Origin of the sequence: Streptomyces sp. NPDC048504 (assembly GCF_043200035.1) — a bacterium.
Classification (GTDB): Bacteria; Actinomycetota; Actinomycetes; order Streptomycetales; family Streptomycetaceae; genus Streptomyces.
Map to the genome: position 1 here is coordinate 18890 of NZ_JBICXA010000002.1, position 11980 is coordinate 30869.

Annotated in this window: 9 protein-coding genes; 6 read left to right on the forward strand and 3 right to left on the reverse strand. The window is 68.9% G+C overall.

Annotated elements, in window-relative coordinates; all coding sequences use genetic code 11:
• Positions 1-97: 97 nt before the first annotated feature.
• Positions 98-1429 (reverse strand): peptidoglycan recognition protein, encoded by a 1332-nt coding sequence (locus ACGFY9_RS04340; protein WP_393751829.1) that lies wholly within the window; start codon positions 1427-1429, stop codon positions 98-100.
• Between the two features lie 138 nt (positions 1430-1567).
• Between ACGFY9_RS04340 and ACGFY9_RS04345 the strand changes: the two genes are divergently transcribed.
• The 4 genes from ACGFY9_RS04345 (at position 1568) to ACGFY9_RS04360 (ending at position 7325) form a co-directional block, all read left to right on the forward strand.
• The gene (locus ACGFY9_RS04345; protein ID WP_393751831.1) at positions 1568-2305 is read left to right on the forward strand and encodes a TIGR03089 family protein; all 738 of its coding nucleotides are present in this window, start codon (positions 1568-1570) and stop codon (positions 2303-2305) included.
• 204 nt (positions 2306-2509) lie between these two features.
• Complete coding sequence (locus ACGFY9_RS04350; protein ID WP_393752834.1) at positions 2510-3691, forward strand: LCP family protein; 1182 nt, start codon at positions 2510-2512, stop codon at positions 3689-3691.
• A gap of 208 nt (positions 3692-3899) precedes the next feature.
• Positions 3900-5627, forward strand: coding sequence for an LCP family protein (locus ACGFY9_RS04355; RefSeq protein WP_393751833.1), 1728 nt, complete (start codon positions 3900-3902; stop codon positions 5625-5627).
• A gap of 129 nt (positions 5628-5756) precedes the next feature.
• Complete coding sequence (locus ACGFY9_RS04360) at positions 5757-7325, forward strand: LCP family protein (RefSeq protein WP_393751835.1); 1569 nt, start codon at positions 5757-5759, stop codon at positions 7323-7325.
• Positions 7326-7357: 32 nt separating this feature from the next.
• Here ACGFY9_RS04360 and ACGFY9_RS04365 read toward each other — a convergent pair whose 3' ends face one another.
• On the reverse strand, positions 7358-8392 hold the full coding sequence (locus ACGFY9_RS04365; RefSeq protein WP_393751837.1) for a glycosyltransferase family 2 protein: 1035 nt from the start codon (positions 8390-8392) through the stop codon (positions 7358-7360).
• Positions 8393-8518: 126 nt separating this feature from the next.
• On the opposite strand from ACGFY9_RS04365, the gene ACGFY9_RS04370 reads away from it, so the two are divergent.
• On the forward strand, positions 8519-9976 hold the full coding sequence (locus ACGFY9_RS04370; protein ID WP_393751839.1) for an LCP family protein: 1458 nt from the start codon (positions 8519-8521) through the stop codon (positions 9974-9976).
• 58 nt (positions 9977-10034) lie between these two features.
• Here the strand turns inward: ACGFY9_RS04370 and ACGFY9_RS04375 are convergent, their stop codons facing one another.
• Positions 10035-10559: an acyl-CoA thioesterase gene (locus ACGFY9_RS04375; protein WP_266769310.1), complete on the reverse strand. Its 525-nt coding sequence runs from the start codon at positions 10557-10559 to the stop codon at positions 10035-10037.
• A gap of 118 nt (positions 10560-10677) precedes the next feature.
• Here ACGFY9_RS04375 and ACGFY9_RS04380 point away from each other — a divergent pair, with 118 nt between their 5' ends.
• Positions 10678-11970, forward strand: a complete 1293-nt coding sequence (locus ACGFY9_RS04380; protein ID WP_393751841.1) for an LCP family protein — start codon at positions 10678-10680, stop codon at positions 11968-11970.
• The last annotated feature ends 10 nt before the right edge of the window (positions 11971-11980 follow it).

The window sequence follows — 11980 nt, forward strand, 5'->3', positions numbered from 1 at the left end:
GTGTATGCAGACCGTGAATCTGCGCAGCCACGCGTCACTGTGCGGCCGCGCAGGTGTTCCGCAGACCCTCCCCGGCCCCCCTGTCGGTCCGTCCCGGTCAGCGGCCCTGGTACCGGGCCGACGTGGAACGGGCCGAGCCGAGCTTGCCGTAGAGCTGCCGTCCTGGGCAGTCCGTGGCGAACCCGTCCCGATGGCCGGAGATCACATTGAGTCGTACGTTCTTTCCTTTTCGGTAGAGATTGCCACCACCGGACTTCAGGTATGTCTTGCCGCGCGGATTGACCCCGTAGAGGCCGAGCTTCCAGGCGGTGAGCCTGGCGATGGCGGTCACTGCCGCCGAGGACGGTCTGGCGCTGCTGAAGGTCCCGAGGACCGCGATCCCCATGCTGTTGGTGTTGAAACCGAGGGTGTGGGCGCCCATGACCGGCTTCGCCACTCCCCCGGCGCGGCCCTCGTAGATGGTCCCGCACTTGTCGACGAGGAAGTTGTAGCCGATGTCGCGCCAGCCACTGCTCTCGACGTGGTAGCGGTAGATACCGCGAATGACTGAAGGAGCTTGCGAGCAGCGGTAGTTGTTGCCGGTCGCGGTGTGGTGCACGAAGGCCGCCTTGACCTTCTTCGTGTACACGAACCCCTTCTCCCGCAGCTTCTCGTCGGCACCCCAGCCGTGCCGGGTGACGATGCGCGGCCGCGGCCCGATGTACGGCTGCACCTTGCCGCCCACGGCGACCAGTTCCCGTTCCGTGGCCTGCCTGCTCAGCGCCGGGAGCTCGGTGGCGGCGAGGCGGGGGGTGGCGGTGCGGTTGGTGGTCGTGGGGCGGGCGCCCGCGGACGGGGCTTCCCCCGCGCCCGGGTCCACCAGTTCCAGGTGCAGGCCGGTGGGGAGCAGGGACGGCTGTTCGTCGGTGTTTCCTACGGTCCTTGTCGCCGCCGTGTCCGCTCTTACGCGTACGTCCACTCCGTCCGAGTCGCCCACCCACAGCGGGGCCGTGGAGCCGTGGACGTGGCCCGAGTCGCGTTCGGCGGTGCCGGGGTCGGCGCCGTGGTCCTCGTTGTGGGTGTCGATGTCCTGCCAGCCGGACCAGTTGCCCGTGGCGGTGGCCCGGGTGCGGACCTGGACCCGGCCGCGCAGTTCGGTGTCGGGGTCGGACCAGGTGACGCCGACGAGGGAGAAGCGGTGCACGTCGTCGCGGGTGAGGCCCTGTTCGGGGGCCGCGCCCAGGATGCGGTCGCGGGTACGGGGGGTGAGGGGCAGCGACTGGGTGCTGCCGGGGAGGTCCGGTGCGGCGGTCGTCGACGCGGTTCTCGCGCCGCTCGTTGGCTGCGCCGCCGATGCCGATGCCGGCGCCGCGGCCGCGGGCAGGGTGAGCGGGAGGGCCAGTGCGGCCGCGCAGGTGACGCCGATCGAGGAAGCAAGGAATCCACGCATGCCCCTGATCCTGGACATAGTCATACATATCTGTCTATCGGGGAATTGACGGACCGTCGGCTGCCGTTCGTCCGAACCGGTGGTCCGGCGCCGGACGCGGGGGCGTGCGGCGGTGGGCGCCCGCGTACGCTTGCGCGGGTGAACGCCACCGATCGCACCCCTGCCGACCTGCTGCGTTCCGCGCTCGCCGCGGATCCCGGCCGTCCCCTGGTGACCTTCTACGACGACGCCACGGGGGAACGTGTCGAATTGTCCGTGGCCACCTTCGCCAATTGGGTGGCCAAGACCGCGAACCTCCTCCAGGGGGATCTCGGTGCCGGCCCCGGTGATCGGGTCTCGGTGTTGTTGCCGGCGCACTGGCAGACGGCGGTGTGGTTGCTGGCGTGTTCGTCTGTGGGGGTGGTCGCGGACGTGGGTGGGGATCCGTCCGGGGCCGATGTGGTTGTCAGTGGGCCGGAGTCGTTGGACGTGGCTCGGGCGTGCGGTGGGGAGCGGGTTGCTCTTGCCTTGCGGCCGCTCGGGGGGCGGTTTCCGCAGACTCCGGCCGGGTTCGTCGACTATGCCGTTGAGGTGCCGAGCCAGGGGGATCGGTTTGTGGCGTTCTCTCCCGTTGACCCTGAGGAGCTTGCGCTGGTCGTGGGTGGGGTGGAGTTGACCGGGGCGCAGGTTGTCGAGCGGGCTCGGGCCGACGGGGATGCCGGGGCTCGGGTGTTGTCCGGGCTCTCGTACGACACGTGGGACGGGTTGAGCTCGGGGTTGTACGCGCCGCTTGCCTCTGGGGGGTCTGTGGTGTTGTGCCGGAATCTGGAGCAGCTGGGTGAGGGTGCCTTGGCCAAGCGGGTTGAGAGTGAGCGGGTGACCGTTTCGCGCCTCTGAGAGGGGGTGGCGGGGGTTGTTTGGCGGGTGCGGGCGCGTTGGGGCTGGTCGCGCAGTTCCCCGCGCCCCTTAAGGGCGTCTCGTCACCCGAATAGCCCCCTACCGCCCACCCTCCCCACCCCATCCACGCCATGGTCGTAAGAGCAGAACCACACGCAGGACCACACACTCTTACGACGGCCATGAGGGGTGGAACCGCACGTGTTGGACGACACCGTGGGAGGCGTTCTCGGGCCGGGTGCGGGGGCTTCCGCTTCCGGGGCGGGGCTCGTACGGCGGCGGCGTCGGCGGTGGGTGCGGTGGGTCGGGGCCGGGGTGGGAGTGGTCGTCGTAGGAGCCGCCGGTGTCGGATGGGGTGTCTACGCCAAGCTCGACTCGAACATCACGCCCGACAACGCCGCCGCCGCCGAGCTCGCCCGGTATGAGAAGGAGCGGCCGACCGCCCTCGTGAAGGGGGCGCAGAACATTCTGCTGATCGGGTCCGACTCGCGGTCGGGGGACGGGAACGCGGAGTACGGGCGGGACTCGGGGACCGAGCGGTCGGACACGACGATCCTGTTGCATCTGGCGGCGGACCGGCGCAGCGCGACCGCCGTGTCGTTGCCGCGGGATCTGATGGTGGATGTGCCGGGTTGTCTGCGGCCGGACGGGACGCGGACCGAGCCGATGTTCGCGATGTTCAACTACGCGTTCCAGGTGGGGGGTTCGGGGTGCACGATCCGGACCGTGGAGAAGCTGACGAACGTGCGGATCGACCATCACATGGTGGTGGACTTCCATGGGTTCAAGGACATGGTCGATGCCGTGGACGGGGTGGAGGTCTGCCTGAAGGCTCCTATCCGTGACAAGGCCGCCAAGTTGAGGCTGCCCGCGGGCAAGGTCACCCTCGATGGAGAGCAGGCGCTCGGATATGTGCGGGCCCGGAAGTCGCTCGGGAACGGGAGTGACACCGATCGGATGGACCGTCAGCAGGGGTTTCTGGGGGCGCTCGTCAACAAGGTGCAGAGCGATGACGTGCTGTTCAATCCGGTCAAGCTGTATCCCGTGCTCGATGCGGCCACCTCTTCGCTGACCACCGATCCGGAACTGGCTAATCTGCGCGGTTTGTACGAACTGGTGCGCGGGCTGCGGAACATCCCCACCGAACATGTGCAATTCCTCACCGTTCCGAGGGAGTCGTACATTTACAACGCGAATCGCGACCAGCTCGTGGAGCCCGAGGCCGAAAAGCTGTTCGCCCGGCTGCGGGCGGACGCGACCGTCGCCGTGCGGAAGCAGGTTCCGCAGGATTCCGTCGCAAACGCCCGTAATACGGCGCCCGGTTCAGGGGTCTCGCCCGCGCCCACGTTTCGTGGGAACACCGCCGCCGAGGACACCTGCGGGTAAGGCGACCACCAAGTCGACGAACTTTTGTTCCGAAAAATAGGGCGGATTGACCGGTTGTAGGGACGTGGAATTTGTCACCGCAGTCACTTGCCGCTCAACTGGACGGATAGTGTGAGCGATCCGGTGTGCTTGCCGCACTGGATGAACGAGACCCGAGCGCCTGGAGGGGGAAGGCGCCGCGTGGCCCCGACGGAGGATTCGGTAAACCGTGGACGCGCAAGGCCGTGGGCGGGCGGACGACATCGACCCCGCAGACCAGTGGGTACTCAATCCGAACACTGGTGAATACGAACTGCGACTGACTCCTTCCACACCGCAGTCAGCGGTGCCGGGGCCCCGCAGAGCCACTGCGCAGAACCGCAGTGTCGCGGCGCCGGAGCGGGAGACGGTCCCGAGGAGTCCGGGGCGTGAGGTGCCGCCGCCGCGCAGACGGCGCGGCGCGCCCGAGGAGCCACCGGCCCGGCGCGGACGCCGGCCGGTGAAGAAGAAGGCCAAGGGCAAGAAGGTCCTGATGTGGACCGGCGGCGGGCTGGCCTTCGTGCTGGTCGCCGTCTCCGCGGCCGGGTACCTCTACATCAAGCACCTCAACGACAACATCACGGCCGTCTCCGACGACGGCGCGAGCACCGGTGGCTTCAGCAAGGGCAAGGCCATCAACCTGCTGGTGATCGGCACCGACAAACGCACCGGCGCGGGCAACGAGGGCTACGGCGACGCCGGCAGCGTCGGCCACGCGGACACCACGATCCTGCTGCACGTCTCCAAGGACCGCTCGAACGCGACCGCGCTCAGCATCCCCCGCGACCTGATCACCGACGTCCCGGACTGTCCTACGACCCAGTCGGACGGCACGTCGAAGGTCATCCCGGGGACGACCAGCGTCCGCTTCAACACCAGCCTCGGGCAGGACGGGCGTACGCCCAGCTGCACCGTGCGGACGGTCACCGAGCTGACCGGGATCCAGCCCGACGACTTCATGGTGGCCGACTTCAACGCCGTGAAGACGCTCACGGACGCCGTCGGCGGGGTCGAGGTCTGTCTGGCCAAGGACATCGACGATTCGGACTCGCATCTGAAGCTGTCCAAGGGCACGCACAACCTCTCGGGCGAGCAGGCGCTGGCCTTCGTGCGGACCCGGCACTCGGTCGGCTTCGGCGGTGACCTGAGCCGGATCACGCTGCAGCAGCAGTTCCTGAGCGCGCTGATGCGGAAGCTGAAGTCCAACTCCACGCTCACCAACCCCACGAAGATGCTGAAGCTGGCCGAGGCCGGCACCAAGGCGCTGACCGTCGACGACAACCTCGACAGCATCAGCAAACTGAAGGACCTCGGTCTGGAGCTGGGCAAGCTCAACCCGAAGAACCTGACCTTCACCACCGTGCCGGTCGTCGACAACCCGGCCGAGAAGACCCCGGTGACGGTCGTCCTCAACAACACGACCGCCCCGCAGGTCTTCTCCCTGATCAAGAGCGACACCTCCTTCACCGCGGTCAAGCAGAAGGCCGCGAAGGAGAAGGCCGCCGTGGCCGCCCGGCTCAAGGGCACCAAGTCCGCCGCCTCCGCGGTGCGGGTGCGGATCCTCAACGGAGGGGCCGTCGCCGGCAGCGCACAGGAAACTCTTACGTGGCTGCAGAATGATGAGGGCGTGCTCAAGTCCGAGAACGCGGGCAACGCTCCGGCGGTGCTCGCGAAGACGACCCTTGAGTACGCGCCCGACCAGGCGGACCAGGCTCGCAGGCTCGCCGCCATCATGGGCCTCTCGGGGTCCGCGATGAAGCCGGGCAAGAGTGTGCAGAACTCCCAGGGACTGCCGGCGATGACGCTGACCCTGGGCAAGGACTTCAAGGGAGCCGGCGTCCCGCTCACCTCGACCGCGGGGTCGACGCCGGAGGGGGTCCAGAAGTCCACGGCGGACAAGGTTGAGTGCGCCAAGTAAGTGACCACACGGGTCCGTTCCGCGTCTCACAGGGCGCGGGGCGGACCCGTGCGTCAGGGCGCGTCGTGGAGGGGTGGGGACTTGACTCGGAGCAGTGTGCGTGGGGAGGTGCCGGCGGTTGAGGACACGATGTCGCTCACGCCGGCGGACGGAAAGAGACCGGCGGCGGGGAAACGCCCGTCGGACGGGGACGGGGGCAGACGCAAGGGCCGTAGCCGGCGGGCGTTGCGCTGGTCGGCGAGTGTCCTCGTGCTGGTCATACTCGGGACGGCCGGCGCCGGATACCTGTACTACCAGCACCTCAATCACAACATAAAGAAAGACCCCCTGAACATCGGGGACGAGAAGGACCGGGCGGCCGAGTCCAAGGCCAACGCGGCCGGGCAGAAGCCGTTGAACATCCTGCTGATCGGTTCGGACGCGCGGGACTCCGCGGAGAACCAGAAGCTCGGCGGCGCGAAGGACACCTTCGACACCCCGGCCCGCGCCGACGTCCAGATGCTGCTCCACGTCTCCGCGGACCGCAGCAACATGTCGGTCGTGAGCATGCCGCGCGACACGTTGACGGACATCCCCAAGTGCACGGACCCGGACACCGGCAAGACGTACGCGGCCGAGACCGACGTCATCACGAACGACTCGCTGGGCCGCGGTGGCCCCGGGTGCACGGTGGCGACCTGGGAGAAGCTGACCGACATCCACATCGACCACTTCATGATGGTCGACTTCTCGGGTGTCGTGTCGATGGCGGACGCGATCGGCGGGGTGCCGGTCTGCGTGGACGCCAACATCTACTCGCACACCTCCTCCGGCAAGGGCTCGGGCCTGAAGCTGAAGGAGGGCACCACCGCCGTGAAGGGCAAGCAGGCCCTGCAGTGGCTGCGCACGCGCTACGGCTTCGAGGACGACACCGACATCGCCCGGACCAAGGCGCAGCACCAGTACATGAACTCGATGGTCCGCCAGCTGCGCGAGAACGCCACGCTGAGCAACCCGACGAAGCTGCGCAGCCTCGCCGAGACGGCCACCAAGGCGCTCACGGTCGACAACGGCCTCGGGACCGTCGCCAAGCTGTACGACCTGAGCAAGGAACTGAAGAAGGTTCCGACGAACCGCATCACCATGTCGACGATGCCGTGGGAGTACTCGGGCAGCAGCGGCCGGGTAGTTCCCAAGACGACCGACGCCGACCAGCTGTTCCGGCTGGTCCGTGAGGACATCGCGCTGGACGGCAAGGACAAGAAGAAGTCGGCCACGGCGGTGAAGGCGTCCACCGATCCGGCCGCCGCCGACGACGAGATCGCCGTACAGGTGGAGAACGGCACCCGCACCGACACGACCGCCGCGGTCCGCGGCCGGGCCACCTCGATCGCCCAACTCCTCGTCGGCAAGGGCTTCAAGGAGGCGGTCGCCGACTCCTCGACGACCCCCAGCCAGGCCACGACGCTCGTCCGCTACCCGAGCGCCGACCTGGAGGGCGACGCCCAACGGGTCGCCAAGGCGCTCGGCATCCCGACGAGCGCGGTGAAGAAGTCCACGAGCGTCTCCGGCGTCACCCTGGTCGTCGGCGCGGACTGGACCACCGGCACGAAGTACAAGGCCCCGGCCGAGGACGACAAGACCCCGACGTCGGCGGACGCCCTCAACGGTTCGGACACCACGGCGTGCATGCACGTCGACCCGAACTACGTCTGGTAGCGGTCCGGGCCGTCGTCGCCGCGGTGCTCGGTTCAGCTGCTGGTCGAGCTGAGCACCGCGGGCCGTCGGGACGCGATGACCCTGCGCGCAAGGGACTTGGGGCTGGTGAGGAAACCGTAACCCCAGGACATGTGCATGGTGGCGAGGGCGACCGGGATCTGGAGGCGGGCCTTCAGGGACAGGCCCTTGCCCGCCGGAAGGGAGCCGAGGGCGATCGCCGCGAGGTAGCCGGCGGGGATCAGGAAGCCCCAGGGGGTCAGGGCCGCGCCGACGACGATGCCGGCCGCGATCGCGCAGACGGCGGTCGGCGGGGCGAGGTATCGGAGGTTGATGGAGCCCTCGTGGTAGCGGGCGACGACGTGCCGCCAGCGGCCGTAGTCCTTGTACTGCTTGGCGAGGGCCTTGACGCTCGGCCTCGGGCGGTACGACACCCGCAGCTCCGGTGAGAACCAGATCAGGCCGCCCGCCTCGCGGATGCGGAAGTTCAGCTCCCAGTCCTGGGCGCGGATGAACTCCTCGTTGTAGCCGCCCTGTTGCTCCAGCGCCTCGCGCCGGAACACGCCGAGGTAGACCGTCTCGGCGGAACCCGCCTCCCCTCCCGTGTGGAAGGCCGCGTTGCCGACGCCGATCTTCGAGGTCATCGCGGCGGCGACCGCGTCCTCCCAGGCGTTCTCGCCCTCGGCGTGCATGACGCCGCCGACGTTCTGCGCGCCGGTCTCCTCCAGGAGACGTACGGCGGTGGCGATGTAGTTCGGCGAGAGGATGCCGTGGCCGTCGACGCGGACGACGATCGGATGGCGGGAGGCCTTGATCGCGGCGTTGAGGGCGGCGGGTGTGCGGCCGGCCGGGTTCGGGACGGTGTGGACACGGGGGTCTTCGCGCACGAGCTCGGCCGCGATCTCGTCCGTGCGGTCCTTCGAGGGACCGAGGGCGAGCACGACCTCCATCTCGCCGGCGTACTCCTGCGCGAGGATCGCTTGGACGGCTCCGCGCAGATGCCGCTCCTCGTCGAGGACGGGCATGATCACAGAAACGGCGGGGAGTCGCACGTCGGGATTGGCGTTCATAGGGGGCTCACGTTACCGCGAACGGGGGACACGGACGCGCCCCGCCCGGGCGGCTGCGGTGGTATCAGATCGTATCGGCCTACGGTGCTCAAGATCCCACGTACGGCCCTCGCGGAGGTGTCCCCCATGCCCACGCCGCCCCGCCGCTCCCCCGCCGCCCGTCCACCGCAGCGGCGCCCACGGCCACCCGTACGACCGAAGAAGAAGCCGCGCTGGGCCATGCGGGCGGCGACCACGCTGTCCGTGGTGGTGCTCGCGTCCGCCGGGATCGGGCACGCGGTGGTCACCAGCCTCGACGCCGACATCGCCCGCGTCGACCCCTTCAAGGACATGAAGAACCGCCCGCGCGCGGGCCACGGCATGAACGTCCTGCTCGTCGGCACCGACGGCCGCGACAAGATCACCGAGGCGGAGCGGCACAAGTACCACCTCGGCGGCGCGCCCTGCCACTGCACCGACACGATCATGATCGTGCACATCTCGGAGGACCGGGAGCGCGCCAGCGTCGTCAGCCTCCCCCGCGACTCCTACGCCATGACGCCCCCGCACGTCGACCAGACCACCGGCGAGCACCACGGCCCGCACCCCATCAAGATCAACGCGGCGTACGCGGAGGGCGGTCCCAACCTCACCGTCCAGACGGTCGAGTCCATGACCCACGTGAAGATCGACCACTACCTGGAGGTCGACTTCACCAGCTTCATGAAGACGGTCGACGTCCTCGGCGGGGTGAAGATCTGCACCGCCGAACCCTTGAAGGACTCGTACACCGGCCTCGATCTCCCCGCCGGCACGCACACCCTGATGGGCGGGCAGGCCCTGCAGTACGTCCGCTCGCGGCACGTCGACGGGGCCTCCGACCTCGGCCGGATGAAGCGCCAGCAGCGCTTCCTGGCGGCGCTGATCGACCAGGCCACCTCCTCCGGGGTGCTGCTGAACCCGCTGAAGTTCCGTGACGTGACCCGGGCCGTGCTCGGCTCGGTCCGCGCGGACAAGGGCTTCGGCACCGACGAACTGCTCGACCTGGGCCGCGCGATGCGCACCTTCTCGCCGTCCTCCTCCGAGTTCACCACCGTCCCCATCGGGCAGATGGGATACGTCGTCAAGGGCATCGGCTCCACCCTGAAATGGGACGAGCCGAAGGCGGCCAAGCTCTTCCAGGCCCTGCGCGACGACAAGCCCCTGACCGTGCACAAGGCGCCGCGCGCCAACGCCGTGAAGGTGGACGTGGCCCCGCAGCAGATCCAGGTCCAGGTGGAGAACGGCACAGCGACCGGCGGTCTCGGCAAGCGCGTCGACGCGGCACTGGCGGCGACCGGCTTCCGCACGACGCACCTGCCGACGAGCGCAGCCGACCACGCCGTACGACGGACGGTCGTCGCCTACGACCCCCGCTGGGACCGTTCCGCGAAGTCCCTCTCCGCCGCGCTGCCCGGGAGCGAGCTGCGGGCGGTGAAGGGGCAGGGGCCGGTGCTGAAGGTGATCGCCGGGAGTGACTTCAAACAGGTCACGCGGGTGCGGGCGACGGATGTGCAGCAGGGTGAGTTCGGGGTGGTGACCGGGGACGAGGTGGGGTGTTCGTAGCGAGGCGGGGCGTTCGTAGTGAAGTGGGGTGTTTTGTAACAGCGTCGGCGGGTGGGCCTCAGTCGTCGAGGCCCTCCGCGGCCCGCTTCTCGCGCAGTTCCATGATGGCGCGGCGGCGGGCCAGGCGGTGGGTGCGGCGGATCTGGGCCTCCTGGTAGCGGCGCTCGTCGCGCTCCGTCTCCGGGAGGACGGGCGGCACCGCGCGGGGCTTGCCGTCGGCGTCGACGGCGGCGAAGACGAGATACGCGGAGCCGACCTGGGTGGCCGGGGTCGACTCGTTCCACCGCTCGGCCATGACCCGTACGCCGACCTCCATGGAGCTCCGCCCGGTCCAGTTGACCTGCGCCTTCACATGGACGAGGTCGCCGACGCGGACCGGCTCCAGGAACGCCATCTCGTCCATCGACGCGGTGACGGCCGGTCCGCCGCTGTGCCGTCCGGCGACGGCGCCCGCCGCGTCGTCGACCAGCTTCATGATGACCCCGCCGTGCACCGTCCCCAGCAGGTTCGTGTCGGCGTTCGTCATGATGTGGCTGAGGGTGGTCCGGGAGGCGGACGTCGGCTTGCCCGGCAGATCTGTCATGGACGCCACCCTATGGGAGTGGACATCTGCGGACTTTGTGTTGGCTTCGCAACAGCAGTGCCCTGATTTTCCTACGACCCTTGTAAACGACATAGCCGCTACCTGCACACTGGGCCCCATGAACGATTGGCCCGAGGCATGGTCCGGCGACGACCGCGGCAATCAGTACGGACGCGGCAGCGCGAACGCACAGCCGGAAAGCGCACGTGTGATGCGCCAGGTACGACGCGGCCCGCAGGCCCCGCCGTACGGCGCGGGAGTCCCGCCGCAGCCGTCGTACACGGGCGGCCAGGGCTATGACGAGGGCCAGAACGGCTACGGCCAGGGCGGCTACGACAACAACGGGTACGACGGCTACAACACCGGCCAGGTCTACGGCGGTGGCGGGCCGGGCGGACCCGAGGGCCCCGGCGGCCGCGGCCCGCGCCGCGCGCCGAACTGGCGCCGTCGTATCAAGTGGGGCGCGATCACCCTGGTCACCGTGCTGGTCGTGACCTCCGTGGCGACCTACTTCTGGGCCGACTCCAAGCTGAACCGCGACGTCGACCTGTCGAAGGTGATCGACCGGCCGGAGGCGGGCGACGGCACGAACTACCTGATCGTCGGCTCCGACAGCCGCGAGGGGCTGACCGCGGCCGAGAAGAAGAAGCTGCACACCGGTTCCGCCGCGGGCAAGCGCACGGACTCGATGATGATCCTGCACGTGGGCGACAGCGGCGACACGCTGATCTCGCTGCCGCGCGACTCGAACGTCACGATCCCGTCGTACGTGGGCTCCACCTCGGGCAAGACGTACCAGAACACGGGCCGCCAGACGAAGCTCAACGCGGCGTACGCGGAGGACGGCCCGACGCTGCTCGTCCGCACGGTCGAGTACAACATGGGCCTGCACATCGACCACTACGTCGAGATCGGCTTCAACGGCTTCGCGGACATCGTGGACGCGGTCGGCGGGGTCACCATCGACATCGACAAGGGCTTCAAGGACTCGTACTCGGGCGCCGACTTCAAGGCCGGCAAGCAGACCCTGAACGGCGAGGAGGCCCTGGCCTTCGTCCGCACCCGGCACGCGTTCGCCGCCTCGGACCTCCAGCGCACGAAGAACCAGCAGAAGTTCCTGTCGGCCCTGGCCCACCAGGTGGCGACCCCCGGCACCCTCCTGAACCCCTTCAAGCTCTACCCCACGCTCGGCGCGGGCCTGGACTCGCTGAGCGTCGACAAGGACATGTCGCTGTGGGACCTGGCGTCCATGTTCTGGGCCATGAAGGGCGTCAGCGGCGGCGACGGCACCTCGATGAACATGCCGATCTCCGGCTCCACCGGCGGCAACCTCGTCTGGGACAAGGCGAAGGTGAAGACACTGGTGAACGAGCTGAACAACGACCAGAAGGTCACGGTCTCCGGCAACTGAGGCCCGAGGC